This is a genomic window from Streptomyces sp. CC53, assembly GCF_001865245.1.
Classification (GTDB): domain Bacteria; phylum Actinomycetota; class Actinomycetes; order Streptomycetales; family Streptomycetaceae; genus Streptomyces.
This window is the reverse complement of the sequence record NZ_MKXB01000162.1, coordinates 25512-52437: the sequence shown is the minus strand read 5'-3', so window position 1 is coordinate 52437 and position 26926 is coordinate 25512. Positions and strand designations below refer to the sequence as shown.

The 26926-nt window shown below is 69.7% G+C and carries 23 protein-coding genes and 1 pseudogene; 21 read left to right on the top strand and 3 right to left on the bottom strand.

Annotated features, from left to right (window positions below; genetic code table 11):
• From BJP40_RS19335 to BJP40_RS19255, 17 genes are all read left to right on the top strand, one after another.
• On the top strand, positions 1-403 hold a 403-nt coding region (locus BJP40_RS19335), incomplete at its 5' end, for a hypothetical protein (protein WP_371258662.1).
• Positions 400-1215 (top strand): DUF317 domain-containing protein, encoded by an 816-nt coding sequence (locus tag BJP40_RS19330; protein ID WP_071281423.1) that lies wholly within the window; start codon positions 400-402, stop codon positions 1213-1215. The genes BJP40_RS19335 and BJP40_RS19330, both read left to right, overlap by 4 nt.
• Before the next feature lie 24 nt (positions 1216-1239).
• Positions 1240-2064: a DUF317 domain-containing protein gene (locus BJP40_RS19325; protein ID WP_071281422.1), complete on the top strand. Its 825-nt coding sequence runs from the start codon at positions 1240-1242 to the stop codon at positions 2062-2064.
• Between the two features lie 87 nt (positions 2065-2151).
• A complete protein-coding gene (locus BJP40_RS19320; protein WP_079171294.1) occupies positions 2152-2682 on the top strand; it encodes a hypothetical protein in 531 nt (176 codons plus the stop codon).
• The gene (locus tag BJP40_RS19315) at positions 2679-3431 is read left to right on the top strand and encodes a DUF317 domain-containing protein (RefSeq protein ID WP_071281421.1); all 753 of its coding nucleotides are present in this window, start codon (positions 2679-2681) and stop codon (positions 3429-3431) included. Before BJP40_RS19320 ends, BJP40_RS19315 begins: the two co-directional genes overlap by 4 nt.
• Before the next feature lie 44 nt (positions 3432-3475).
• On the top strand, positions 3476-5269 hold the full coding sequence (locus BJP40_RS19310) for a type IV secretory system conjugative DNA transfer family protein (protein ID WP_071281420.1): 1794 nt from the start codon (positions 3476-3478) through the stop codon (positions 5267-5269).
• A gap of 33 nt (positions 5270-5302) precedes the next feature.
• The gene (locus BJP40_RS19305) at positions 5303-5779 is read left to right on the top strand and encodes a hypothetical protein (RefSeq protein WP_071281419.1); all 477 of its coding nucleotides are present in this window, start codon (positions 5303-5305) and stop codon (positions 5777-5779) included.
• A 192-nt stretch (positions 5780-5971) separates the two neighbouring features.
• The gene (locus tag BJP40_RS19300) at positions 5972-6385 is read left to right on the top strand and encodes a hypothetical protein (RefSeq protein ID WP_256220761.1); all 414 of its coding nucleotides are present in this window, start codon (positions 5972-5974) and stop codon (positions 6383-6385) included.
• The gene (locus BJP40_RS33685) at positions 6352-6972 is read left to right on the top strand and encodes a hypothetical protein (protein ID WP_143065973.1); all 621 of its coding nucleotides are present in this window, start codon (positions 6352-6354) and stop codon (positions 6970-6972) included. Before BJP40_RS19300 ends, BJP40_RS33685 begins: the two co-directional genes overlap by 34 nt.
• Before the next feature lie 50 nt (positions 6973-7022).
• Entirely contained in the window at positions 7023-7841 is an 819-nt protein-coding gene (locus BJP40_RS19290) for a hypothetical protein (protein ID WP_071281416.1), read from the top strand.
• A 149-nt stretch (positions 7842-7990) separates the two neighbouring features.
• A complete protein-coding gene (locus BJP40_RS19285) occupies positions 7991-8851 on the top strand; it encodes a hypothetical protein (RefSeq protein WP_071281476.1) in 861 nt (286 codons plus the stop codon).
• A 5-nt stretch (positions 8852-8856) separates the two neighbouring features.
• Positions 8857-10125, top strand: coding sequence for a DNA cytosine methyltransferase (locus BJP40_RS19280; protein WP_071281475.1), 1269 nt, complete (start codon positions 8857-8859; stop codon positions 10123-10125).
• A complete protein-coding gene (locus tag BJP40_RS19275) occupies positions 10125-11273 on the top strand; it encodes a DnaB-like helicase N-terminal domain-containing protein (protein WP_071281415.1) in 1149 nt (382 codons plus the stop codon). The genes BJP40_RS19280 and BJP40_RS19275 overlap by 1 nt, the downstream gene beginning before the upstream one ends.
• Positions 11274-11437: 164 nt before the next feature.
• Positions 11438-12583 (top strand): DUF317 domain-containing protein, encoded by a 1146-nt coding sequence (locus BJP40_RS19270; protein WP_071281414.1) that lies wholly within the window; start codon positions 11438-11440, stop codon positions 12581-12583.
• A gap of 443 nt (positions 12584-13026) precedes the next feature.
• Entirely contained in the window at positions 13027-14325 is a 1299-nt protein-coding gene (locus tag BJP40_RS33110; protein WP_371258661.1) for a hypothetical protein, read from the top strand.
• Positions 14322-17630, top strand: coding sequence for a hypothetical protein (locus BJP40_RS19260; RefSeq protein WP_071281412.1), 3309 nt, complete (start codon positions 14322-14324; stop codon positions 17628-17630). Before BJP40_RS33110 ends, BJP40_RS19260 begins: the two co-directional genes overlap by 4 nt.
• On the top strand, positions 17630-20275 hold the full coding sequence (locus BJP40_RS19255; RefSeq protein WP_071281411.1) for a pPIWI_RE module domain-containing protein: 2646 nt from the start codon (positions 17630-17632) through the stop codon (positions 20273-20275). Before BJP40_RS19260 ends, BJP40_RS19255 begins: the two co-directional genes overlap by 1 nt.
• A gap of 60 nt (positions 20276-20335) precedes the next feature.
• Here the strand turns inward: BJP40_RS19255 and BJP40_RS19250 are convergent, their stop codons facing one another.
• Positions 20336-21175 carry a hypothetical protein gene (locus BJP40_RS19250; RefSeq protein ID WP_177204423.1) on the bottom strand — a complete coding sequence of 280 codons (840 nt, stop codon included), beginning with the start codon at positions 21173-21175 and terminating at the stop codon, positions 20336-20338.
• Between the two features lie 1119 nt (positions 21176-22294).
• On the opposite strand from BJP40_RS19250, the pseudogene BJP40_RS19245 reads away from it, so the two are divergent.
• Both BJP40_RS19245 and BJP40_RS19240 read left to right on the top strand, forming a co-directional pair.
• A pseudogene (locus BJP40_RS19245) lies at positions 22295-23110 on the top strand (NAD(P)-dependent oxidoreductase); the annotation flags it as partial.
• A 182-nt stretch (positions 23111-23292) separates the two neighbouring features.
• A complete protein-coding gene (locus tag BJP40_RS19240; protein WP_218153216.1) occupies positions 23293-23592 on the top strand; it encodes a MazG nucleotide pyrophosphohydrolase domain-containing protein in 300 nt (99 codons plus the stop codon).
• Between the two features lie 111 nt (positions 23593-23703).
• Here BJP40_RS19240 and BJP40_RS19235 read toward each other — a convergent pair whose 3' ends face one another.
• Positions 23704-23967, bottom strand: coding sequence for a hypothetical protein (locus tag BJP40_RS19235; protein ID WP_071281409.1), 264 nt, complete (start codon positions 23965-23967; stop codon positions 23704-23706).
• Between the two features lie 268 nt (positions 23968-24235).
• Between BJP40_RS19235 and BJP40_RS19230 the strand changes: the two genes are divergently transcribed.
• Positions 24236-25099 carry an endonuclease/exonuclease/phosphatase family protein gene (locus tag BJP40_RS19230; protein WP_071281408.1) on the top strand — a complete coding sequence of 288 codons (864 nt, stop codon included), beginning with the start codon at positions 24236-24238 and terminating at the stop codon, positions 25097-25099.
• A gap of 208 nt (positions 25100-25307) precedes the next feature.
• Here the strand turns inward: BJP40_RS19230 and BJP40_RS19225 are convergent, their stop codons facing one another.
• Entirely contained in the window at positions 25308-26252 is a 945-nt protein-coding gene (locus tag BJP40_RS19225) for a hypothetical protein (RefSeq protein ID WP_143065971.1), read from the bottom strand.
• A gap of 237 nt (positions 26253-26489) precedes the next feature.
• Here BJP40_RS19225 and BJP40_RS19220 point away from each other — a divergent pair, with 237 nt between their 5' ends.
• Positions 26490-26909, top strand: coding sequence for a PPOX class F420-dependent oxidoreductase (locus BJP40_RS19220; RefSeq protein ID WP_071281406.1), 420 nt, complete (start codon positions 26490-26492; stop codon positions 26907-26909).
• The last annotated feature ends 17 nt before the right edge of the window (positions 26910-26926 follow it).

Sequence of the window (26926 nt, the reverse complement as noted above, 5' to 3'; positions counted from 1 at the left end):
GAACAACCGCCCCGCCCCGACCGCCTACGGCGCGTATCACGCCCGCAACATCGCCACCCGCCTCGCCCTGCTCAACCAGTACCTGACCCAGCACGGGCTCACGCAGCCCGACACCGCCCAGGTCCTGCAGCATCTCTTCGACCCCAAGGACGGCGTCCTCACCCAGTTCACCGCCCTGGTCACGACCGCGAGCCGCTTCGCCCAGGACCAAGCCACGCGCGGGCTGCTGCCTCCCGAGGTGTGGCTCGCCCTCGGCCGCGCCGCCAACGAACTCCACGACATCGGTCTCGACCTCGAAGAACACCTCGACACCCTCACCGCCTCCGCAGACCGCAGCCCTTCCGCCGGTGAGGCCGCGAAGCCCCCGGTGCCAGCACCGCTCGTCGTACGGAGGCACCGGTGACCCGCAAGCAGCACCCGACGTGGGGTGGTGGTGATCACGCCGAACAGCACTACCTCGTCGAGCCCCGGCACCTGGCCGGAGGCGGCGACATCCGGCACGTGACCGAGTTCCTGCGCGCCTCCGGCTGGACGGACCGCTCGACAACCGGCGGACCGGTCGTCTTCGACCGCTCCGACCACCTGGTCCGCGTCGTCTACGACCCGAACGGCCGGCCGGGCGGCTGGCAGGTCCAGGGGCAGGCGACCGCCACCGAGCCCGGATGGCACGTCACCTTCACCCGGCAGACGCCCGTGGAGATCGTCGCCGGTTTCACCGACGCCCTCACCCGCGAGCGCTCCGCCCACGCCCCCAACCCCTGGGCCCCGCTCCAGCAGCAGCGCTGGGAGACCGATCGCTCCCAGCACTTCACCGCCGTCAGCCCGGACCACAACGCGTGGCTGCAGTTCCACCAGACCGGGCCCGGCCAGGCCCACTGGTGGGCCGGAGCCCGCACCGAGCACGGCCGGACCTGGGACGCTGTCTTCTCGGCCACGACCCCGATGCATCTGATCGAGAACTTCTCCACGGCGCTCGCCGACCCTCGGCCGGTCATGCGTCCCCGCGGTCACGTACCGCCCTCGAAGTGGATCCGCACGACCTCGGTGTCGGTGCGGCCCTCGGAACTCGGCGCCTGGCAACAGGCCCGCATCACCGCCGCCCGCGCCGCTACCTGGGCCCGCCACTCCTGGGCCTCCGCCCGGCCCCGCACCCGCAAACCGGCCGCTGCGGCCCGCACGCACGCCACGGCCGGCAGCGCCCGCGCCCGCCGCTAGCCGTCGCGAAGGAGCCGCCCCACCATGATCACCCGGCGCCAACTGGACGCCTTCACCAACGAATACGCCAGCAAGCTCGGCTCACCCCTCTCGCCGCGCTACCTCGCAGGCCCCGGCGACCCCCGCCACATCACCCACGCCCTGTGCGCCGCAGGCTGGAGCGTGCCCTGCGACCCGCTCCACCCGGTGATCCGCATGCAAAGCCCCGACCAGCAGCACGAGCTGGTCTTCAAGCCCTCCGCCCAGTACACGCGCGACTGGTGGACGGTGCACAGCGGACACGGCCCCGATCACTGGTACGCCACATTCAGCGGCAGCACTCCGGTGGAGATCGTCGCCGCACTGACCGACACCCTCTTCCGCCCCGAACCGGAGAAGGTCCAGGAAGACTTCGCGGCAATCCTCGCCGAGCGCGGCTGGGAGCACACCACCGATGAGCTCGGCGGCCACAGGATCGTGTCGCCCGACCGCACCACGGTCGTCGAGCAGCGGATCTCACCCTCCATGGGCCGCTGCGGCTGGGAGATCGAGGTCGCCCGCTGCCACGGACCGTACGGGCCCGAGGGGCTGTTGTGGCGAGCCTCGTTGGACGTCCGAACCCCCGCCCATGTGCTCAGCGCCATGGCCACTGCCCTGGCCGACCCGGCACCCGTGCCGCGCCCGCGCTTCGCCATCGACGAAAGCCCCCAACTGGCCGTGGGCCGGGAGATCGAAATCGGCGAACAGATCGTGACCGCGCACCAGGACCGTCTCGTAGAGGCTCGACGCCACCGTCCCACCGCGGCACCGGTCGCGACCAAGCCGGCGCCGAGCGCACCCGCTGTTCCACGGCCCGCGCATAGCCGCTGACCACAACCCCGAGCACAAGGAATCACCCTGATCACACCGTCCCTCTCCCCGTCCGACCGGCACGCCCTCCTCCTCAAGCGGCTGGAGGTGTTCCTGGTCGAGAGCGAGGCGATCCTCGCCGCCTGGAACGCCTACTCCGACAAGAACACCGACGCCGACGGCTGGCCGTACGACGAGGTGTCGTACGGCTGGCGCATGGTCCAGCGGGACTCCGAGACCTGGAAGGCTTTCCAGTCGATCCGCTACTCGGCCCGCGAGCTGCTCGCCACCGCCGCCGTCCAGCTCCAGCACATCAACGCCGGAGACGTCGAGCCCCGGTGGGCATGGCAGCTGGCCGAGCTCACCCGCGCCTTGGAGAAGCTGGAAGCGCTCCAGAGCGGACACGCCGAGGTCCGCGAAGCCCGGCGGACCTCGGCGCCCGTGTCGCAGGAGGAGTTCGTCGACTCCCTGGCCGAGCGCAACGAGGAGGCATGGAGCTACCTCGGCGACTGGGCCGCCTACGGCCGCGTCCTCCTCGACATCCAAGCCGTCGCCCTCAAGGTCCCGCCACGGGTCCTGAGCGCCATACCCGCCCCGACGACATTGCCGGCACGGCGCACGGCAGGGAGGCGCGGATGAGCATCAAGGTCGAACAGGCGCTCATCTCGCCCCGCTACCTCGCTGGCCCCGGCGACCCCGCCTGGGTCACCGCCGCCCTGCACGGCGGCGCCGGATGGAGCCACGGGCATGACCCGCTCATGCCCCGGGTCGTCCTGACCAGCCCCGACCAGAAGACGCTGCTGCGTCTCGAGCCCGATCTGAACGAGCCGTGGTGGCACCTCGCGCATCGCGACGGCCGCACCGGATCTATCTGGAATGCCTCCTTCGGCGGCGGGACGCCCGTCGAGCTGATCGCCGCGGTCACCGACGCGCTCACCGACCCCGAATACAACGCCCGGCAAGTGACCGACCCCTGCCAGCCGCTGCGGCGGGCAGGCTGGGACGCCATCGCCAACGGCCAGTTCCGGTCGCCGGACAGTCGTGTGAAAGGCGAGCGCTTCAACTTCTCCGGCAGCATCAGCTGGCGTATCACGGCCACGCTCGATCCGGACGATCCGCTGTGGCACGCCTGGTTCAGCGGCGGCATGCCCCCGGTCCTCGTGGCCGCGTTCATACAGGCCCTCGCCGATCCCGAGCCGGTACGCCGCTCCCACGAGCAGACCATCGGCTTCCCCCGCCGCCATATCACACTGCGCTGGCAGGAGTGGACAGCCGAGAGCGTCGCCCGGGCGTTGCCCGAGCGGATCGAGCACCTCGCCGCCCGCCGCACTAGCACCCCACCGCCTGCGCCTCCCACCCCACCGTCAGCGCACCGCCGCACCCGCTGACGCTCCCTCGCCCGCCACAGCCCGCCCCGCCGAAGGACCACCGCTTGCGCTCTGCTCCCTCCTCCAGTTCCGACGGCTACGACATAGCCCTGAAGGCCCTCCTCGGCGCCTTCGCCCTTGGCCTCCCCCTCGCCTCGATCGCCTGGCTGGGCGGCAACCTCACCGCCTGGGCGACCGGCACCGGCCCCTGGGTGCCCTACCGGCCCGGCGACGCCGTGCTCCACCCCGAGCAGCTCTGGCCGAGGGCCGGAGAAACGTCCCTGCTCATCAGCACGCGAATCGTCCCCGTCCTTGTGACGCTGCTCCTCGCCGCCGGTGCCGGCGTCCTCATCCTCCGCTACAAGAATCACACCGGGGGCCGGACGAGGAAGGTCGACGGCATGGCCAGGGCTCGCGACATCGAGCCTCTCCTCGCCAAGTCGATCGAGGCCAAGGCCCGCGCGCTGCGCCCGAGTCTGAAGAGTGCCAAGCACATCGAGCCGCGCGATGCCGGGATCCTCCTGGGCAACCTTGAGGGCACGAAACACGAGGTCCGCATGGGCTTCGAGGACGTCGCCGTCGCGATCATGGCCCCGCGCTCCGGCAAGACGACGTCCCTTGCGATCCCGACCATCCTCGCCGCGCCCGGGCCTGTGCTGCTGACCTCGAACAAAGCGGCCGGCGACGCCTACACCGCCACCTACGACGCCCGCAGCCAGGTCGGACGGGTGTGGTCGATGGACCCGCAGCAGATCGCCCACGCCGAACGCGCCATGTGGTGGAACCCGCTCACCGACGCGCGGACTCTCGACGGCGCGAACCGACTGGCCGGGCACTTCCTCGCCGCCTCGGTCGACGCCTCCCAGCAGGGCGACTTCTGGTCCAAGGCCGGCAGCAATATCTTGTCGCAGCTCTTCCTGGCCGCGGCGCTCGACGAGCGGCCGATCACGGACGTCATGGGGTGGCTTGCCTTCCCCGCAGACCGCACCCCGCTGGACATCCTGCGCGATCACAAGTTCGCTGCCGTCGCCTCCCAGCTCAAGGGCACCGTCGAAGGCCCGCCCGAGACCAGGGACGGCATCTACGAGACCGCCCGCCAGTACGCCTCCTCATTGCTCAACGCGGAGATCGCCGCCTGGGTCACCCCTCAGGAGAACGTCGCCGAGTTCCGCCCGGACCAGTTCGTCACGTCCACGGACACGCTGTTCCTGCTGTCGAAGGACGGCGGAGGCGGAGCGAGTGCGCTGATCGCGGCGTGCGCGGACTCCGTGATGCGGGCAGCGACCGCCCAGGCCGAGCGGGCCGGCGGCCGGCTGGACCCGCCGATGCTCGCGATCCTCGACGAGGCCGCCAACGTCTGCAAGATCAGCGACCTTCCCGACCTGTACTCCCACCTGGGCTCGCGCGGGATCATCCCGATCACCATCCTGCAGTCCTACCGCCAGGGCCAGAAGGTCTGGGGCGACGCCGGCATGGACGCCATGTGGTCCGCGGCCACCGTCAAGGTCATCGGCTCCGGCATCGACGACCCCGACTTCGCCGACAAGCTGAGCAGGATGATCGGAGACCACGACGTCGAAACGACGTCCACTTCGGTCTCCGAGTCCGGCAAGTCCACCTCGATCAGCATGCGACAGGAGCGGATCCTGCCCGCCGACGCCATCCGCGCCCTTCCCAAGGGCAGCGCGCTGTGCCTGGCCACCGGCATGAGGGTCGCGATGCTCGACCTGCGCCCCTGGTACGCCGAGCCCGGCGCCGACGAACTGTCCGCCGCTTCCGCCCGCGCCTCGAAGGCGATCACCGCCCGCGCCATCGCCAAACAGGCCCCGACGCAGACCGACTTCGGCCAGGCCGCGTAACCACACACCCTGACTCAAACAGGAGGTCATCGATTGCCCGACCGGCACCCGCCGTCTGTAACCCTGGACCCGTGCACGCACAGCCTGCTGAACCTACTCGCCAAGGCGTGGAACAGCACTCCCAACGACGCCGTCCGCCAGCTCCTCGTCCTCTTCGCCGAGGCCATGCCCGCAGCCGCACAGACGGATGCGGACGGCCGGGTCCCGGTGTACGCGATCTACGCCGCCACCCGGATCGACGCGCTCTACGACACCACCACCCAGTCCGTCACCATCCCCGAAGGAAACCCCGGCTCGGGGACCTACAAGTCCCCGAGCGGGGCGTCCAGAGCGGTCATCGAGGCCCTGCGTCCCGACGTCCTCCCGATCCGCACCGGTTGGGCGTTCTGGCGGATCACCTCCTCCGGACAGATCCTCCGCACCATCCGTCCCCCGTCGGCCACCGCCCTGGCCGCGCGCGCCGTGCCCCCGCCGACGCCGCAGGCGACCTCATCGGCACGGTCGCGCTGACCCCAGCCGATTCCGGAGACGACCATCCACATCATCGACCTCGCCGAACAGACCCGCATCCTCGGACAGACACCAGGTGAACTGCAGGACCTGCGGACCGAGATCGAAGGCGTACGGGCCGGCGACATCACCCGGCCCGTACACGAGATCGCGCCGATCGCCATCCGCGCGCACAGTCTGACTATCCGCTGCATGCAGCAGCTCGACACCCTCTCGACCAGCCAGTACGCCGTCATGAAGAACGGCCACGACAACCTCGCCCACCTCGCCGAGGCCGCCGTGCGGATCTCCGTCGCCTCGTCGCTGTGCGCGTACGGCATCACCGGCCGCACCGACGCCCTGCTGTACGAGGACGGCGACCGGACGCCACAGACCAGCCGCCAGTACCTCACCGAAGCGATGGACGAGCTCGATCGGGCTGCCGGCACCTACCGCGTGCTCGCTCAGAACCTATCCCGGCGCCTGGCGTCCGCCACCGCACGAGCCGAGGACCAGCCCCGCATCGACCGCGCCCTCGCCGGCCCCGGCACCACCACCCCGCCCTCCCCGCTCACGTCACCGCCCCCCGCTCCATGTGCAGCAGGCAGTCCAGCTGCACGGCGGTAATCCCCTCCAGCCACAAGGAGATTTCCGCATCACTCCCCACACCGTCTCCCAGCACGTCGAGCAACTCCGCGCGCTCGCCCGGGGGGTTCACTTCTCTTCACGACGAGGCAACCAGCCTGTCCTGGTCTCCCGGCACGGACGCCCTCACCAAAATCGCACCGCTGTTCCGCACGTCCCAACGGCTCACCTCCGACGCACTCACCGAGCTGTCCGCCCTCGACGGCAGCGCCTACACCGCAGTACCGGGAAGCCGCCATACCCTGGACGCGCTTGCCGCAGCCGTGTCCGCCGCCTCTTCAGGCACCACCTGCCTCGCCCAGGCCATCGCCGCCAACCCCCTAGACGGCTCTGGATTCCCCGGGCCGCCGGCCGACGAGAACGCGATCCGCCAAGCCCGCAACGCGGAAGCCATCCCCCTCATAGCCGAGCACCTCGCCGACGCAGCAAGGGACTTCGAACTGGCCGCCACCTGCTGCGCGTACATCGCCTCCGGCATTGCCGACGACGTCCGGGCCCACCCTGCTCACACCCGCACCCCAGCGCCCGCGCCCGCACCGATCACGTCGAGCCGCCCCGCCCGGCGGTAGGGCCGACGCCCGCAAGCACCTGTCCCCTTCTTCTCCAAGGAGCCCCGTTCTTGCCCAACCCGTTCACACCCGGCCCGATCGATGAGGATCTCTGGGCCCTCACCCAGTACCTGCTGAAATGCGGCGACCTCCTCGACGACCTCAACCGCCAGCCGGGCGAGGCATCACATCGGCTGCCGGACACCGTTCGTACGGGCAGCGCCCTGTACCGGACCTCGCTGCACAGCGGCAAGCTCCTGGCCCAGTCGGCACTCTCCGACGCGGCAACCACCGTCGACGGCCAGGAAGCGATCGCCATCCTCCGTCGCCTCACCGAAGCGACCGCGAACGCCGCCGCGCGTGCATCGGACGCCGTCTCCGCTCTCGCGCACGGCGACACCGCCCTGGCCGAACGGCTGCTGGAGCAATCCCGCGCGCACCTGAACCGAACGCCCGTGGCCGTTCAGGATGTCAGCGGCGCCCTGCTGCGACACGACGGTCGCCTCTACGCCCGGGAACTGGCAGCACGGGAGAACCTCGGTACCCTGCCCGCTGTCAAGGTCAGCGAAGCGCAACGCAAGGGCCTCGCCGTGTTCGCCCGCGGTGAGGCCGTCCTCCACACATCCGCCGACGGCACACGGGAAGTCGTCGCTCCGCTGGCCGCGCGTATGAGGGCGACCACCGTCGACGCTCTCGTCGAGAAGAAGCTGATCGCCCTCACCCCGCTCGTCCAGCAAGGCCGTTACGGCGTGCGGCTCACCGCCGCCGGCGTCCAGGCCCTTCTGTCAGCACACCCGGCGCAGCGCCGCGGCCCCGCCGCCACCACGCCCATGCCCGTCGTGGCGAACAGCACCGCACGCCGCGCGGGCGCGCGGCGGTACCGGCCTTAGCCGACTGACGAGCTACTCCCGTCACGTCCCGTCACGAGTTCTCAATGGCCGCCCTTCCCGATTCCCTTCGCCATGCCCAAGGAAGTCCCATCTCTCCCACGCCCCAGTTCCGCGCCATTTCCCTCGGTGCCGGTATTCAGTCCACCACCCTGCTCGCCCTGTCCGCCGACGGCACGCTCCCAAAGGTCGATTACGCAATCTTCGCGGACACCGGATGGGAACCCAGGGCCGTTTATGATCACCTCGACCGCATCAATCGTGAAATAGCCGAGCCCGCCGGTATCCCCATTCTCCGGGTCACCTCTGGAAATATTCGCGACGATGCCCTCAATCCGGATCACCGCTTCGCTTCGATGCCTCTCTACATCCTCAACAAGGACGGGCGACCTGGGATGACCCGGCGCCAGTGCACCGGGGAATATAAGGCGAAGCCGATCAAGAAGAAGGTCCGGGACCTTCTCGGCTATCCGCATCCGGCCCGCGTCCCGAAGGGTGTTTTCGTCGAGCAGTGGATCGGCATATCCACCGACGAATTTCACCGCGCCAAGGACGCTGACGTCAAGTACATGCGCAACCGGCACCCGCTGATCGACATGGGCTGGTCGCGTTCCGACTGCGTGCGCTATCTGACGTCCCTGGGGCTCGCCGACACTCCGAAGTCGAGCTGCCTCGGGTGCCCGTTCCACGGAAATGCGCAGTGGCGGAATATCCGGGACCGCTCCCCCTCTGAGTGGGAGGATGTCGTCGCCTTCGACGCGGCGATCCGCCAGGGGAACGCCCGCGCCAACGCCAGCGGCAACAAGCTGCTGGGCGAGGCGTTCCTGCACCGCTCGCGCGTCCCGCTCGACCAGGCCCCGATCGACCACGTCACCGCGGCCGAGTGGGCCACCCGTCAGCAGGACCTCGCCGACGCGGACGAGCTGGAGCGGGGCGTCGTGGACGGCTGCTCCCCGTGGGTGTGCCGGGGCGAAGTCGAGCCGGTGCAAGATGACTTCGGGCTCGCCTCGTGAAGGATCTGGTCCTGGACCTGTTCGCGGGCCCGGGCGGCTGGAGCCACCCGCTGCGACTGCTCGGGATCCGGGATGTCGGGCTGGAGTGGGACGAGTGGGCGTGCCGTACTCGGGCGGCGACGGGGCTGCTGACGATCCGTACCGACGTTGCGATGTACCCGTGCCGGGTCTTCGCCGGCCGGACGCGCGGGTTCATCGCGTCGCCGCCTTGTCAGGCGTGGTCCATGGCGGGCAAACGGCTCGGCCTGGTGGACCAGCCGCTGGTGCACCAGGCGGTCGCCGATCTCGCTGCCGGCCTCGACACCCGCGAGAGGCTGCTGGCCGCCTGCCGGGACGAGCGGTCACTGCTCGCGGCGGAGCCTATGCGCTACCTGCACGCCCTGAACGCGGTCGGCGAGCCGGAGTGGGTGGCCATGGAGGAGGTCCCCGACGTTCTGCCGCTGTGGCGCCAGTACGCGGCGATCCTGCGCGGCTGGGGCTTCTCCGTGTGGACGGGGATCCTGAACGCGGCCGACTACGGCGTCCCGCAGACGCGGAAGCGGGCGATCCTGCTCGCCTCCCGCGTCCGTACCGCCGAGCCGCCCACGCCCACGCACGCCCGGCTCGCCGAGCCCGAGTCGCTGTTCGGGCCGGGCCGCGCGCGATGGGTGTCCATGGCCGAGGCACTCGGCTGGGGGGCAACCGACCGTCCCGTCCCGACCATCTGCGCCGGCGGCGGACCGGGCGGCGGCCCCGAACCATTCCCCTCCGGAGCCCGCAAGACGCTCTCCGACGCCCGCGACCGGGGCACCTGGGCACCGCTCACAGGTGACCTGGTGCTGGCCTCCCGCCGGGAAGGGTCCGGGTGGGCCGCCCGGCACGGCGTACGCGACAACCGGACCGCCGACGAACCGGCGCCAACGTTCACCTCCGAGGCGCACCGCTGGTCGTGGTCGCTGCGCAGCAACAACCAGGCCAACGCCACGGTCCGGGGCATCGACGAGCCGGCCGGGACGCTGTTCTTCGGGCACCGCGCGAACGAATGCACCTGGGTCGCCGAGCCGCCGCCGAACGCCCAGCCTGGGGGCGAGGTCGAGCCGCCGGCGCCGATCCGGATCACGGCCGCCGAGGCCAGCATCCTGCAGAGCTTCCCCGCCGACTACCCCTGGCAGGGCAACAAGGGCCAGGTCTTCAGCCAGATCGGCAACGCCGTCCCCCCGAGGCTCGCCGCCCACCTCCTCGCCCCGCACCTCGAACGCACCTTCACTCCCGACGACTTCACCCTGGCCGCCTAATGCCCCGCACCCCCGACCACGACGACGAGACCCCGTACGAACCGGCGCAGCGCCCACCGATCCACTACGCCGAGCAGGCTCTCCTCGGAGCCATCCTCCTCAACCCCACCCTCCTCGCGGACCTGGCGGGACTCGACCCCGCGGCCTTCGACAACCCCTTCCACGCCGCCGTCTTCGCCGCGATGTGCACCGTTCCCGCCCTGGAAGGACTGACCACGCACAGCGGCTTGGACTGGCTGAACGCCGTTCTGGCCACAGCCCAGTCGAGCACCCCGGGCCTGACGGCCTCGTTCATGCACACCCTGGTCTCCGCCTGCCCCCGGCCGGACCACGCGTCCGCGTACGCGGCGATCATCCGGTCCGAGCACGCCCGGCGCACCGTCCGCCTCCACGCCGAGCGCCTGGCCCAGGCCGCCGCCGACACCACCGTGCCGGACCGCCCCGGACACGCCCTCGCCGCAGCCGACGCACTCGCCCAACACCTGGACGAGCTCGCCTGCCGCTTCCCCTCCCACTCCGCCTCACTGCCCCGCACGCCCCCGCCACCTCCCGCGCCGCCTGCGGACAGGGAAGAGGCTCTGGAGGCCGAGCAGTTGCTGCTCGCGAACGCCGTGTCCTGGCCCGCGTACGTGAAGGAGATGCGCTGGCTCACCGCCGACGACTTCCTCCACCCCGCGCACGCCGGCCTGTGGCAGTGCGTGACCGCGCTGGTCCACCGCGGGGATCCCGTGGATCCGGTCACTATCCTGTGGGAGGCCCAGCACCGCGGCGTCCTCGCCGCCGGCGTCACCCCGGCCGACACCCTGGCCCTGCTGTCGACGCCCGCCGGCTCTCCGGAGTACTGGGGCGAGCGGCTCGTCGAGCGCACCCTGCTCGGCCGAGCCCGCCACGTAGCCGTCCGGGTCACCGCCTACACCGACGACCCCGCCAACAGCGTCCACCAGCTGGTCACCGGCAGCCGACGCGCACTCGCCGACCTGCATTCCGTCCGCAGCCGCTGGCAGCGAGCCACCCGCCCGCCCGCGCCCCCCACCGCCAAGGCCGAGACCACGGCCGCCTCGCGCGCCGGCCCCCGCAGCCTCCCCACGACGCCGGTCGCCTCCGCGCGAGTCGTCCCCGCCCGGCCCACCGCCGGCCGAGCCCCGTAGCCGAAAGGATCCCGAATGCCGTACGCCCCTGCCGACGCCCACATCCACTTCGCCCTCCCCCCGACCATCACCCCGGTGTCATCGCCACCACCAGCGGCCCGACCGCCGATGCCGCCCGCTCCCACCTCCACGACCTCGGCTGGCGCAGTATCAGCCCGACCACCATGGTCCTCGCGCGCATCGACCGGGAAGAGCCCTACTACACGGCCATAGCGGCCGAACTCCTCCAGCGCTACGGCTTCACCGTCGACATCGACCTCGCCCTCCAGGAGGAGATCGACACCGAGTGGAGCTGGGGGAACTACCCCTTCCCCTGGTGCTCCCGGCAGGAGGTCCGCGAGGTGAGCGCCGCAGCCCAGCGCATCCACGACGACATCGCCGACGGCCGCCTGCACATTCACCTGCACGCCGACGACGGGCACAACACCATCGCCGTCGGCAGCTACACCACGGGCGTGCGCCGCCATGTCCACCTCCACGGCGAGAACCACCTTCGCCAGGTCGTCACTCGCTTCGACGACGAGGCGGAAGCCATCGCCGAGTTCCAGCGGCTCTACTCCGTCGCCGTCCGCCCCGGCCCCGCCCCCCTCACCGACCTGGAAAGATCGGTTCGCCAGGCACTCCTCGGGCAGCCGCCGGCGAACGACTCCGCCAAGAGCAGCGCCACAGCGCCGGCAGTGCCGCCTGTCGCCGCTCTCGGCGAGCACGAGAAGTTCCTCGTCTCCTTCCTCGAAGGCAACACCCAGTGGGAGAAGTACCGGACCTGGAGCGACGAGACGACAATCGCCTCGCACGAAAGCCTCACCGTGCAGGCCGAGTTCGACCACGAAGCGCGCCACCGCACCGACACCGCCTGGACGGTCGCCCAGTACAACGGGCCCGTTGGCGAGCGTCTCTGGCACGCCACCCTCACCGCCGCCACCCCTGTCCCTCTCGTCCGGACGCTGCTGCAGCACGTTGACGCCCCGCTCCCCATGGGCGCCGCGGAACCGCACGAACCGCTGCGGGACGCCGGATGGCATCCGTCGAGCCACCCAGCCTGGACGACCTGGCGCGCACCGAACCGCACCATCGCCCTCGACCACGTCCCCCACTCCTCCGACGACCGGTGGACGTTGTACGGCGGGGAAGACCTCGACCGGGCGGCATGGATCATCCGTCTGTCCGCGGGCGTCGGTCACGACGTCCTCGCCCAGCTCGCTGGCACCGCCGCCGAGCTCGCCGAGCCGCCGCCCGTCCCAGCACGCCGGACACCCCTGGTGTCCCAGCTTCCCGCTGCGGCTTCCCAGCACCGCGGTCGCGTCCGCTGAGAAGGGGATCCTTCGCTTCTGCGCGGGGGCAGGTGATCGTACGGGCAACCGACCTCGATCCAGAGTCCTGATGAATCTCCTGGCCGCCTTCATCGACACACTCGCTGACGACGAACAGGTCCGCGCCGATGCCCTGGACAAGGCAAACCGCCGGCAACCGCACCCCTCGGCGATCCTCGCCCCAGACCTCGGCAAGTCGGTCAAGCTCACGACGCTGCTACTCGACGAGCAGGACGTCCCCGATCGCGCTGCCGCGCTCCCGGTACGGGCCGTCAGCCCGGGTACCCCTGCGGCATCTTCTGGGTCGTCACCGAGGTCGACGGCCGTGGAGCTGCCACCCGCCCTTGAAACGCAGTGGCACACATCGAGCATCTGTTCCCTCGAAGAACATCCATATGTAACTGATAGTGCGTTGTCAGTGACGTGGTGTATATCGATCAGCTATGAGTACCACTCAGGAAGCTGCCAAGCTCGTTGGCCATGCGCCCACTCAGTCCGCCGAACCGGAGTCGCCAGGCGGCTGTCCACCAGCGGAGGGGACAGCGGAGTCACCAGACGTCGCACTCGCCAGCGGAACGGGCCTGCGGAGCTCAGCGGACGACTACATGACAGTGGAATTGTTGTGTGCCGCCTTGGCGAGAATCCGGTTCGGTCGGCAGCAGGCGGATGCCGGGCACTTCGAGTCTGCTGAAGCGCAGAGTCCGTTGCCTCGCGCCTGGCGTGACGCCCGGGGTCGGTTGTGGTGGAAGGCGCAGGCGCTGGGGTCGGACTGGCCTGGCAACGACCTTGAGCTGTTCGAGTGGTGCCGTCGCCCGCTGGGGTCCTGGCCCGTTCAGCTCTCCCTCGCCGACGGTGATCTCGAAGCCGTCCTGCTGAACGGCGATGAGCTGTCGGAGTTCGCCGAGCAGGCAGCCGATCTGATGTCCCACCCCGACGTCGAGGCGGAGTTGGTTCAAAACCAGACCTTCGCAGCGCTTATGTCGTGCGCTCGGATGAACGGTGACGACGAGGAGGCTGTGCAGCGAATCTACTGCCGCCTGCGGCGACTGCTAATCGATTGCCCCGTGCTGGGCGACCGCGACGTCCACGCGTTGAATCGAGAGCTGCCGAAGGCGGACGCCGACAGCGACTCGTACCTCGCGAAGTTCGTGCGCACCGCGTACGTCCTCCATCCGGTCGAGAGTCCGGGGAAGGTCCGGCTGAGCCGCTGCCGGGAGTGTCTCAACCCAGTCGACGACGGGGCGAGCGGCTGCGGCACTCCAGGGTGCGGCGGACGGCCCGAGCGGTTCGAGGTGGCTTGTCTGGGCGGGTACTGGACCCAGCACAGGGCGACCCGTCAGTTCTTCCACGACCCTGGGCTCGTCGAAGGGCGGCTGCTGGACTGGCTCGCCGAACTGCCGGCGGACCAAGTCCGGACCGCGCCGTGGCCCTGTCTGGACGCCTGGGACGCGGCGTTGTTCTTCGAACCCGTGAGCGTCGGCGGGGAAAGGGAATGTTGGGTGATCGACGCGAAGGACTGCGCGAGCCCCACTCTCCTCGCCCGGGGGTTCCGCAGCGATTCCCGTGTACCGGCACGTCGGCACATCATCGTCGTCCCCATGCACCGCCTCCGGACACCTGGCTACCTCACGGATCTGGAGCGCGAGCTCCAGGGCCGGGCCGCCGGAGTGGAGGTCCTCGATGAGAAGGCGTTCTTGCGGCAAGTCCGCATCCGCGCGGCCAAAGCTGGAGGCGCACGATGAGGGACACCCGCTCCTGGAGCACCTCGCTGGTGAAGGAGCTGGACGACGAGTGCGTCCGGCCGATGCTCGGCCCACTCAAGCCGTGGGAGCTGTGTGCCCTGGAACTGGGGCTGTCGTTCCTGGCCGATCACATGCCGGGGCAGGGCATCGGCGCTCTGTGGCCTGTGCTCGCCGGGTACATGCGGCTGGACCCGGCACTCGACCCGCAGATCCGGACCCTGCGTGAGCTGATGGGCCCGGTCGCCAAGACCGGGACGATGCGGGAGAAGCTCGACCAGTACGTAAAGCTCCCCGCCCAGGTGCGCGGGTTCGAGCCCGGCGACATGGCGGGGCACAAAGCTGAACTGTCGACGGTGTTCACCCGGCGCCCTTCCCCGTACGCTGCGGCACGCCACGACGTCTACCGGCAGAGGCTTCAGGAAGTCGCCCCTTACAAGGCGGGAAGCGGCTATCGGCCGGCGCCGCCTGGTTCGACGTGCTCTTTCGAGCGGACTGACGGCAGCCGGGAAAAGGTCCGTATCCCCGAGACGTTCGTGCCCGCGCCGGCTCCAGCCGAGCTGGCGGCGACGGCCTCCCGAGCACGGGAGCCGATTCCTCTCACTATGGAGGATTTCCAGCGGGCTGCCGCCGAGATGGACGAGCTCCTGATCGCTCACCCGGAGATCGAGAACAGGAACTTCGTCAAGCGGCTGGAGCAGATGGAGGCCCTGCTGGCCGACCATGCGGGAGGGCGCCTCCTGGAGCGGCCACAGGAAATAGTCATCGACGGCCTGTGGCACGTGGTGGGCCTGATGAACAGCGGAAAGTCCACGTTGCTGGACATGATCGCCTACATCGTTGCCCAGCGCGGCGGCAAGGTCGGCTTCGTGCTCGCCTCGGGTAGCGACATGTACGCCAAGGTCAGTTTCCTGCAGGCACTCGGCATCAACGCCGTCCCCATCTTCGGACGGACCCGGGAGGGAGTTCACAAGGACCGCTACTGGCGATCGCTCCTGCACGACGGCTCTACCACCTTCCCCACCGGTGCCGATGCCGGAGCGGCGTTCGCCGACGACCAGTGCTATCTGGAGGAGCTGCGCCTAACCAGCAGGAGCGACCGTGCTCCGCTCCCGAGGGAGGAGCGGCCGTGCAGAGGCAAGCTCTTCGTGGACGGCCAGCGCGGGCGGCGGGACTGCCCGATCCTTGCGCGATGCCCTGTCCACGCAGCGGCTCGCAATGTGGCCGATGCCCAGGTGTGGGTGACCACTGCGGCCGGCCTGGCTTCCACGATGATGCCGCAGTCCCAGATCGAGGTTCGCGTCGCCGAAGCGGCCCAGCATCACTTGGCCGTGCTCCTGATGGACGAGGCCGACACCGTGCAGCAGCAGTTCGACGACCGGTTCTTGCTGCACGAGATTCTCTCCCAGCCCGGCAGGGGCTGGAGCCATCGCGTGGGAGATCGGATCGGACAGCGCTTGGAGCACTCGTGGTTCCTCGACCTCCGGGACCCCGAGGTGACGGCGGGCGACAAGCACTTCCGCCGCCACGACCAGGCGCTGACGGAGCTCTACCGGCTGATGATCGACCCGGGGGCCGACCATCTGCGCGCGCTCATCGCCGAGGGACCGTTCACCGGATACAGCCTCCTGCGGCGCCTGTCCCGAAGCCTCCACGGTCTCGGCGAGCGCAACGACTTCGCCCGCAAAGCGGACTTGGAGGAATCCGCCGACCGGTACTTCGAGGAGCACTTCGAGCCGCTGATCACCGCCTCCTTCCAGGTACCCGCAGAGAACTGGGCCGAGCTGATCGAGGCCATGACAGCGGCCCACGACACTCCCCTGTCTGCGCAGGAGGCCGCCGAGGCGTGGATCGCGGCTCATCTGCCGGTACTCGACGGCATCGCGGCCCGGGGCACAGCGGCGGAGCTCGCGCAGCTACTGCAGGGCGGCTTGTGGGCCGCCCGCATCACCACATCGTTCTTCGAGGTCGCCCAGCGTCTGCCGGCCATCAGCCCGTCGCAGATCGGTGACGGCGACGACTTCTGGAGCAGCCAGCCACCCCGCGACCTGATGTCGTTCGTCCCCGAACAGGCCGCGGGCAATCTGATGGCTCTGCAGTGGCAGCCCAACCCGGCCGGCGACAGCGGGTCCTTCAGCATCCTGTGGCTGCGTGGTGTGGGCCGGTGGCTGCTGTATCACCTGCATGACCTCCTGGAGGCCGAAGGGATCCAGGGGCCCAACGTCGTCCTGGCCTCCGCCACCAGCTGGATGCCCGCCTCGCCCCGCTTCCACCTCGACGTCACCCCGAACCTGGTTCTGCGCGAACCTGAGAAGGCCAGGGCGGCGCTGCTGGAAAGCAAGATGTTCTTCCGCCCGCCGCGCTACCGCGACGGCCGCCCAGTCTTCACCTCGGGCACCGGAGGCAACCCGACCCTCCACGCGCACGCCCTGTGTGCGTCCGCCGAGTGGATCTGCAATCCCGCCCCCGGTGCGCGGGAGTCGCTCCTCCAGCAGGCCCGTCAGCGTCTTGCTGACGACCGTCAGCAAGTCCTGTTCACCGTGCAGAGCACACGGGACGCTCAGACCGTCGCCGATTACATCAACCAGAAGACCCCGTACACCGCCCTCCATGTCATCCGCGACGACGATCCGCCCACCCGCTACAGCATCCCCCGGCGGCGTCTGGCCACCTTCGCCGCCTCCGGTGCCGACATCCTCGTGGCAGCCGAAGGCGCTGTTCAACGCGGCCACAACATCCTCAACGCCCGCCGCGTCGCGGCCCTCGGCGCCGTGTTCTACCTGGCCCGGATCCACCCGCCCGCCGACGACGCGACCTTCCCGCTCTCGCTCCTCAGCCGCGAGGCGATGCGCCGTCTTCGAAATCCTGTCGACGTCACTCTTGAGCACGCCGATCCGGTCGACCTCGCGCGCAAGCTCCGCGGCAGCGAGCGTCGCCGCTGGCAGCGACGGGTGGGCGAGCCCGTCCTGTTCACCCGGCTCACCGACCCCATCGAGCACGCCGCGTTCGTCGGCAACTTCCTCGTTCCCCTCCACCAGACCCTCGGCCGTGGCATCCGCGGCAACGAGCCCGTGCTGGTCTACCTCTGCGACGCGGCCTTCGCCCCCCGCACCGCGAACCTCGACGAGACCGCCCCCGACACCGCACGTACCAGCGTGATCGTCGCCGCACAGCAGCTCCTGCATGGCTGGCTCACCGACCCCGGCCCCGCGGCCACCGTCGCCGAGCGGCTCGACCACGAACTCGCCAAGGCATGTTGGGGCCTGGCTTCCCATCTTCTCGACAACATCGACTGGGGTCACCGCTGATGCCCGCCTACCACAGCACCCAAGCCACCGTCCTCACCTTCGCGCCGGAAGCCACCTGGCCCGTCACCGGCTACCGCACGACCTGCCCGCCGGGAATGCTCGCTCTCCTGGAAAAGGCGTGGGATACCCGGCCCGGCCGTCGCCCCCGCGGCGGACCCGACTACCTGCCCACCCGCTCGCTGAGGGACCTGCTCACCCTTATCGACCCCGACATCACCTCCGTACAGACCAACCCCCGCGATCCCGCATGGCTCCGGGCCCGGACCGAGGTCGACCCGGACCTCCTGCTGATCGCCCTGTCGGCATGGGCCTCGGCCCGCGTGGCACCCCACATGCCCGACACCGACTGGTACAGCCAACTCGAAGGCGCCGGCCAACTGGAGTGGATCCCCGAGGAACTCGACCTCGCCCGCCACGACCTTCATGCCAACGGCACCGCCAACCCCCCGAGCCACGTCTTCAACCTCCTGCCCAGCCTCGTCGCCGAGCACCTCACCAGCAGCCGGCTCCAACTCCTGGGACACCACCGCGACCTGCGACTCGGCCCCACCCGAGCAGACGGCCGCCGTACCCTGCACCTCGGCTCACCCGAAACCCTCACCGACACAGACGGCTCGGCCGGAGCCAGCGTGGACGTCCTGACCTTCCACCTCGAGACCGTGCCCGGCGTCCCCGAAGTCCACCTCCACGTAGACCTGAACATGACCCGCCTCGCGACGCGCCCAGTCGAGTACATCCCCCGCCGCGGATTCAGCGACCCGACCGCCAGCGTCCTCCTGTCCGCCAAGGAAGGATTCGTCCACCGCCGCGAGCGGCCCATGCTCCTGCAGAGCGGAGTCACCATCCAGCGGCGCGGGGAGAGCAGCACCTGGGCCTGGGAGCCGGGCGTCGCCGAGATCCTCGCTCGCCTCACCCACCACCAGCCACCCAACCTCGACCAACTGCGCGCAGCCCCCGGCGACGCGGCAGCCCAGCCCTTCGCCGCCCACCTCGTCCACAGCACCGGCATGACCTACCGCTACCCCGACAAAGACGGCGCCCCGCCGGCGCGCTCGGTCCACGACCACCCGGTCGGCCACGGCTACCAGCCCCGCGACCACATGGAGGTCCTCACCCAGGTCGCCCACCAGCTGGAGGAGAAGGGACTGGCTCCCCTCGCGCCCACGCCCAAGGCCCGGACCCGCGCCAAGGCGCTCCTGCCGCTGGAGCTGCCCGACGCCCCCACCTACGAGATCGAGGTATGGGCGTCCTCCGACCGGACCTGGCAGGGCCTGCAGGTCGCTGCCGCCGCAAAGCTCGGCCTGACCCCCGGCCGATCCACAGCGACTTCCGCCGGCTTCACCGGGCCGATCAACGTCACGCTCCACCGCTGCGACCCCTGGGACCTGACCGCCGGCCTGCCCCGCTCCACCAACCCCGACAAGGCCGCGCGACGCGCCGAGTACGAAAGGAGTGAGACCGAGCGCGCCGCAAGGATCGCCGAAGCCTTCCCCCGCCTCGCCGAACCCATCGCCTGCATCGTGGAGATGGAAGGAGCCGCCTACTTTTCGCGCACGCGCCAAGGCGATCCCAAGAAGCTCTTCAAGAAGACCCTCCCGGCTCTCCGCCGGAACGTCCAGTGCCTTCGCCCGATCACCCCGGCCAACCCCAATCCCAGCAAAGCCGCCCTCGCCAAGCGCTTCGCCGACACCGACTTCGCCACGACCGACATCGAACGCGCCGCCGCCGCCCTCAACGACGCTCTCCGCCAGGCCGGCCACCTACCGAAGATCGCCGTACCCAAGGGCATCGACGGCCCCTTCGAACTGATCACGGTCTGGCTCGCCCCCGCGGGCGACCGGATGATCGTTCCCATCCTCATCCGGCAGCACACACACGAAGAACCCACCGCACAGCTCATGCCCACACCCGGCAGCCCGACCGAGCACCCCATGCCGCTGACAGCACTTCCCGAGGCGCTGACCGCCGGCCGCGGGCGCGTAGCCACCCGCACCTCACGCGCGGCCCTCGCCGAGTTCATCACCGGCACCCTGGCCCTCGACTCCACCGCCGACCGACTCCTGCTCGTACGCCGCGCGCGAATGAGCGATCGGGAGATCTGGCCATGGCTCCAGGACAGCCGGATCGCCTTCGACCAGCTAGTCCTGCCGGGTGTCGACATCACCGACCCCGCTGTGACTCCGGCGATCCGAAAGCCCGGCGACCAGCCCGGCCTGCGCATCATCCGGCTCCGGGAACGCAGCGACCGCGATGCGGTCCCCCGGTCCTTCGGAGTCACCGAGGAGATGGTCAGGGCCGGCGAAGAAACAGAAGAGCTGATTCCCGTGACGAAGTACGGGCGGTTTTCCGGGGTCGTCCAGGTCGGGGAGCGTGCGTTCTGGGGCATCAACCCCCGCTCGGCCCAGAACCAGGTCTCGCTCGGCGTCACCAAGCTCGACCCGGCGGAACCGGGCAACCGGACCAAGACCTGCTCCAACCCGACTTCACTGGAGATCGTGCCCGCGTTCCTCCAAGAAGGAGACAACCCCGCTGACTGGGCCATGTACGTCCACGCCCAGCGACGTCTTCACGCCCACACGACGATCGCCACCACCTGGCCGGCCATCGCCCACCTCGCCGAACTGATGGAGGAGTACATCCTGTAGTCAGCGTGGAGCACATGACGGCGCCTGGGGCAGCTCCCACGCGACCGGGCTGAGAGGGTGTCAGCCCGGCTGGAGCTGCTGTAGGACCTGCTCCGCCAGTCTCCGTGCGAGGACCCGACGCGGGTCCCCGGGATCGGTGTAGGGGCCGAGGATCTTCGCGGCGACGAACAACGTCATCAGCTTGCCGTCCCGGCTCTCCAGATCGTCACGCCGCTCGGTGCGGACCCGGTCGGCCAGAGCCGGGACGGCGAGGGAGGCCCCCCACAGGATTGCCGCATCCAGGCCGCGCGGGGCCATGCCCCAGTCCTCCCAGTCGAACACGCAGAACACCGGCGCTGTCACATTCGCCCAGTTGAGATCGGCATGGGCCGGACGCCAGTCGGCGGCAGTCGCATGGACACCGGGAAAGACACCGCGGATCGTGCCCATGACCAGTTCCTGCGTGAGGGTCTCGGTGTCCGATGTCGCGATCCGGTTCGTGTGTTGCGCGGCAAGGGCGTCCAGCGAAGCATTCAGCGAAGCCCACCACTCCTCGGACAGCTTCGGGTCCTCCGCCACCATGGCGCTGCCCACGGGGGTACCCGGCAGCAGTCCCGTCTCGTCCGCTCGCCACATCACCGGCTCCGCCTCGTCCCGCCACGCAACGCCGGCGAGCCAGGCCGGCTTGGCGATCCCGCGTAGAGCCTCCGCAGACGCGGTGCCGTCCCCGCCCTGGACCCCGACCCGATCGAGCCCCCGCCGCTCGATCCGCACCCACGTACCTCGGTCCGTACGCGCCCCCACGGAGCGGCGCTTACGCACCACACTCTCGTGGTCCAGGCGCACGCCCAGCGACCGCGCCACACGGTCCAGTGCGGCTTCCACGGGCTCCTTGCGCAGATCCACCGAAGGCAACGTCATGCATCAGAACGTACCGAGCCCCAGCCGCAACGCGCCGACCCCGACCTCGGCTGAGCGCGCGGCCGGCCCACGGAACGGTCACGGCCGTCGGAGTGCAGGCTACCGGCACGGCGATGCGCGGCCCGCCCGCTAGGCGCACCATAGCCTCATGGGTGCTGCCAAAGTGCGCTCTTTCGGCATCGGCGCGACCGTCCTCGCTGCGCTCACCTGCGCTGCATGCTCAAGCAGCTTGGGAACCCCGGCCGTGCCGAGTTCCTCTGCCGCTGCCGCGCCAGCGGCCACAGGAGAGCAGATGAGATGGTTTGAATGGGCGACGCTGAGCTTCGCTTTCGCAGCAGCGGTCGCGTCTATCGCTGTTGCCTGCTGGGCGTGGGTGGATCGTCCGCGGATCGTCTGGAGTAGGCGGCTCCGGTATTCAAGGGCCCCGCAGTCCGTGGGGCGTCCGCGGATTATCTGGATTAGGCGGCTCCGGCATTCAAGGGCCCCGCAGCCAAACGAGAAGAGCCAAACAATCACCGTCTGGGCGCTCGGCTCAGCTGTGGTGTCGCAAGTCAAGGTATGGGTCGAAGGCACCAACAGCAGGGAAGAGCGCTCGACCATGACCAGGGACTCGGCGCCAATCATCCTCAATGTCCCGCGCCCCGATAACGACACGGAGCCCTACCACCTTCAAGTCCGCTGGCGACGGGAGCACCCGCTAACTCTTAATCGTGAACACGGGTTCCGCACGAACCTTCGAACAGGGGAGGAGCATGAGTGGAAGTGGAGGCTGTGGAGGTGGCCCATCGCCGCGAGTCGCCGCAGGGAACGAAGATGGCGGTGTTGGCCATGGCGGCTGCAAGCACCGTTCCTCACCGCAAAGCACCTGAACGAGTCCCCACGTGAACGACATGGCCGTTGGAAGAGGGTACACAGAAGGTACGTCGCAATGATCCCGAAAGAGGATGAACCCTTGCGGCCCGACAACTGACGAGTTCAGCTCTCGTACGACCGGGCACCGTTGCGCCCGAACACCCCCACTGCCCCTTGCTGGGTTACTCGAGCCGAACCAGCCCGGCCTCACACCGGGCTCTCGATTCACCCCCCAGGCCGCGGCGGCGTGCCCTAGCGTGTAATGGCATGACGATGCTGATCATCGGTGGCAGTGGGTTCTTGGGGACGGAGCTGCTGCGTCAGGCCCAGGCGAAGGGCTGGGACACGGCCGCGACGTTCCACTCCCGTCCCGGCGACCCGGCAGCCGCTGCCTGGCACCAGCTCGACATCCGCGATCCCGTACGCGTCGAGGCGGTACTGACCGCGGTGGCACCGCGTCCGGTGATCAACGTGACCAGCGGCGATTCCGACTGGGCGGTCACCGCAGACGGCTCGATCCACGTCGCCATGGCCGCCGCGAAACTCGGCATCGGTCTGGTGCACGTTTCGAGCGACGCCGTGTTCTCGGGCATCGGCCGCGTCCAGTACGACGAGTCCCGCCACCCGGACCCGCTTACGCCCTACGGGGCCGCGAAGGCCGCCGCCGAAACAGCAGCCCGGCTCATCTGCCCGAAGGCGGCGATCATCCGCACCTCGCTGATCATCGGCGACAGCGGGTCCGCCCACGAACGCCTGGTGCACGAACTCGCCGCCGGCCAGCGGGACGGAGCCCTCTTCACGGACGACGTCCGCTGTCCCGTGCATGTCGCCGATCTGGCGGCCGCCCTGTGGGAGCTTGCGCTGTCCGACGCGACCGGGGTCTTCCATCTGGCCGGCCCCGACGCCCTCAGCCGCTACGCGCTTGGCGTGCTGATCGCCCGGCGCGATGGCATCGACCCCTCCGTACTGCCCGCCGGCCGCCGGGCCGACACGCGCCTCCCTGGCGGCCTCGACGTTCGCCTCAACAGCCGTGTCACGCAGCGTCGGCTGAGCACCCGGCTCCGTGGTGCCAGGGAATTCCTGATGGAGAGTGGGGAGAGGAAGGAGAACGATCTCCCTGATGATGCCCGTCCCCAGGTTCTTCGGCCATCGACAGAACCGCATCCGGGTCCAGGAGAACACGGGGTGAACCTCGCAGGTTCAACATCCGAACGGCTTCGGCACGAGGGGACACGGTGAACCTTGACGAGCTGCGCAACCAGGCCATGCGTATTCACCACCTGTACGACAAGTTGAACGAGCACGAGCGGAACCGTGTGTGGACGCGAGAGGAGTTCATGCTCGGGTTCGTCGGCGACGTCGGCGACCTCGCCAAACTAGTGATGGCGCAGGAAGGCGCCCGGAAGGGGGCAGGCCCTGCGGCGTTGGAGCATGAGCTCGCCGACTGTCTGTGGTCGGTGCTCGTCCTGGCCGAGCTGTACGGCATTGACCTTGAGGCTTCCTTCCGACGCACCATGCGGCACCTGGAGTCGTCGATTCTCGCCAAGCTCCCAAGAGGCGAATAGTCGGCGCGGGACCACCAACGTCACGCATCGAAGCAGGACACCAGCCGGTCGGGGGCTGACGTACGGGTCGGGGCAGGCGATGCCACTGCAGTCGCGCGGGCCGCTCGCTCGTTAGGGGCTGCCACCCAGGCGCACTTCGGCGAGTACATCCCAGGTGATCTCTCGGCAATCATGCCACTCGGCGACGAGTGTGAGGGTGGTGACCGGCACCGTGACCGGTGTTCCTGGCAGGTCGGACAGGAGCACCTTCAGCGCTCCGCGATCGGCGAGGTGTCCGTCGGCACCGGCGTACGCGTGTGAAAGGTGGGGGTACGACATCGCCGGAATGAGCGGCCACCGGTCGCCCACCACCGCGTGCTGTGCCGCCCACGTCATCTCCCAAGGCTCCGACTACCGGTGGGGCTGCGCCTTTCTGGAGGGTCTGCGGCGTGTTCTCGCTCCCGTCTACGAGGATCGCCTCCAGTTCTGACGAGGCATCCGTCTCCTGCGCGCGCGGCCTCGGCAGCCCTCACGTCGCCCGAACGGCAGCTGGATTTGAATCGGCCGAGATCGGACAGGGTTCTTCACTGGGAGTCGCCCCGTGCCGATCGACGAGCGATATGGTCGCCCGACGGCCCGTTGGAGGCCATCTGCGATCGGGGGCATGATGCAACTGCGGATCGTGGTCCAGAACATCGGACTCGGCGGACTACGCGACGGCAACGGTGATCCGGAGGATCGGTGGCCTGCCCTCGCCGAGCGGATCCTGAGCGCAGGGCATCCAGACCTGGTGTGCATCCAGGAGGCCATGGGCTGGCAGGAGTTCGGGCACCGGCAGGTCGCCCGGGCCGCACATGACCTGGACATGGAACCGTTGCCGCTCCCGCCGTCCAGCTCGGGAATCGTGCCAGCGCTGTTCTACCGTCGCGAGACACTCGGCCGCTGGACCCGCTGGAACACCGACTTCGCCGACCAGACACTGCACGGGTTCGGCGCCGCCGTCTTCGACGTCGGCCTCCCCGCCCCGCTTACGGTCATCAGCGCCCACCTGGACCCGTTCGTCCCGGACCGCGCCCGACACGAGGCCAAGCTGCTGGCGACCCGGGCCCTGCGGTACGGGCCGTACGGCATCGTCGCCGGCGACATCAACTACCCCCCAGCTGACCCCCGGCACCCTGCGCCGGACTACGCCGAGATGCGCCCGTACAACCGCGCCGCCCGCACGAGGCTTCCGTCCGAGTCCGACAGTCACGTCGTGCCCGAACGGCGGGTTGCCGAGACGCTGTCGTACAGCGGCTTCGTCGACGCGGCCTGGGAGCTGTACGAGCGCACCGGCGACGAGAAGCTGCTCCGCCGCACCTGCGCCGAGGAGCGCATCGACCAGCTGTGGGCGTCGACCCCGCTGCGCGACGCGATCACCGACTACCAGCTCCTCGACTCCCCACCAGGAGCATCCGACCACCACGGCCTCGCCGTGGTGCTCGACCTCGATCGGGCCTCCACCAACAACGTCTGGGAATACCGGTGACCGGCGGCCTTGCCGTCGCCGTCCACAAGACCAGGCCGTCACCCTGGCACGGTAGGCGCGCCGCACTCGGCCATGCACCGGACTGCTCGTCATTCACCTGTATGGGAGCCGTCGGCCTGGGCTCCCGACTGCCCCGGCGCACCGAACCCTTCCGCGCCCCGGTGGCCCGCCACGGCCACTGCCGTACTCCGTCGCCCTCGATCGTCGGTCAGCGCCGGCCGTCGATCACGCGGCCGATCTGCTCGAAGACGCCGTCACGTCCGACGACCGGGTGCTCCGGTCCTCGCAGGAACACGTTGGCCTGCCGCGGGTCGCTGTGGCGGGGCAGGTCTGTCGACACGATCAGCAGTTCCTGAAGCTCGAACCTCCCTTGCACAGAGGGGCGCGCTCCCGTCGCCCGGGCGACCGCCATCCTCACCCGCGCGGCCTCAAGGGACCAGTGAGCCGAGATGTGCCCCTCGTCGCATTCCTTCGTCGCCTCGGGACCGTCGACGCGCACCGTGCGCACCGGGTCGTTCTGCAAGCAGCGAAGCGGCATGATGCTGCCGGCAGTCACGATCTGGATCCGGTCAGATTCGATGACGAGTGGACCGGGCGCGACCTGTGGTGCGGTCGTCTGTTCCCGGGCCTCGGCCGGATAGTCGGCAAGGAGCTGGGCAAGCCGTCCGGCTGCGGCCCGCATGGGGGACGGGCCAGGGGCCGGAGGCTCGACATCGTCGGCCAGGGCGCTTCCGCCGAGTCGGCCGGCATAGCGGTCGCGGGCGGCGTTGAAGATGCTCCACAGCGGCGTGCTCCGCATGGCAGCGGGGTCGTAGCCTTGTCCGGCCTCAGCGAGCGCACGGTCGATCTCGTCGACGATGCGCGGCTCCTGGTCCATGGGGCTGTCGAGGGCCTCGTACAGTTCGGCGACCGGCACGTCCCGGGGAACGCGGTCGCCGGCGTATGTGCGGGCGAACAGGAGCAAGGACAGCGTGGTCAGGTCGACGGAGGCCCGACTATCTCCCTCCCAAGGACGGTCGGCGAGGAAGCAAGCTGCTTCGTGCACCGCGGCGCACCAAGGGGCCGGCGCGGAGGACGGAAGAAGCAGGCTCATCTCCAGGTCAAGGCCGTATGCGCTCTGGCCATCGAGCTTCACCATCGGGTTATCAGGCATGACTCCCATCCTGCCGAGTAACCGCTGGCTTCGAAGCCGGATGCCCGAAACGAACTCCTCCCGAACCGGCATCTGCCGCACCGAGTAGCCCTTCGTCCGGAAGCTGGAGCACCGGGCGAGCCTGGCGCCGCCCTCAGAGGTGGGGCCGGCCAGCTCGTCACGTACCGTCGAACCGCAGCAGACAGCCCTCCGCACCGGGATGTACTGCGCCGCATGATCTGGACGAGGAGACAACTGTTGAGTACCACCGCCCAGCCGCTCGCCGACAGTGACGCCTTCTGGCAGGAGCGGCGGACGTGCTTCCTGACGACCCTGCGGCCCGACGGCACCCCGCACATGGTGCCGGTCGGGGTCACCTACGATCCCGAGACCGGCATCGCCCGGGTCATCAGCGACGGCGGCAGCAAGAAGGTCCGCAACATCCGCGCCGCCGAGGCCACCGGGATCGTCGCGCAGGTCGCCGTCAGTCAGGCCGAGGGCCGGCGCTGGTGCACCCTGGAGGGAACCGCCATCGTCAAAGACGACCCGGAGTCCGTGGCCGAGGCGGAACACCGGTACGCCGAGCGCTACAAGATCCCGCGGGTTAATCCGAATCGGGTCGTCATTGAGATCACCATCACCCGCGCCATGGGCACCGCAAAACCGTCCGGCTGGTGACCTGCACCTGCCCGTGT